Source organism: Cupriavidus sp. SIMBA_020, assembly GCF_046535395.1.
GTDB classification, from domain to species: Bacteria; Pseudomonadota; Gammaproteobacteria; order Burkholderiales; family Burkholderiaceae; genus Cupriavidus; species Cupriavidus campinensis.
The window spans coordinates 1-367 of record NZ_JAWRWU010000153.1; the positions used below are offsets into that span (position 1 = coordinate 1).

General features: G+C 66.2%; 1 protein-coding gene. It reads right to left on the minus strand.

What is annotated here, in order from left to right; genetic code table 11:
- On the minus strand, positions 1 to 367 hold a 367-nt coding region (locus tag SB751_RS28590; protein ID WP_410748864.1), incomplete at both ends, for an ABC transporter substrate-binding protein.

A 367-nucleotide genomic window follows, 5' to 3' on the forward strand; every position in this document is an offset into this window, starting at 1 on the left:
CCCAGCAGGCGTTCAAAGGTGAACTTCACGGCTTCGGCGTTGAAGGGTTCGCCGTTGTGGAACTTCACGCCCTGGCGCAGCGTAAAGCGCAGGCGCTTGTTGTCGTCCAGGTATTCCCACTTGGTGGCCAGGCCGGGTTGCAGCTTCAGGTCGGCGCCGCGCATCGTCAGGCCGTCGTACAGGTTGCTGCCGACCGAACCCCAGAACGTCACGAAGGTGTCGATCGGGTCCCAGCTGCCCGGGTCCTGGTTGATGGCTACGTTGAGCGTGCCGGCGGCTTGCGCGGTCGACAGGACCGCGGGCAGCGCGCCGCCCAGCGCCAGGGCCAGGGCGGTGGCGGTGAAGGTTTTGCGTAGGGAGAGCATGT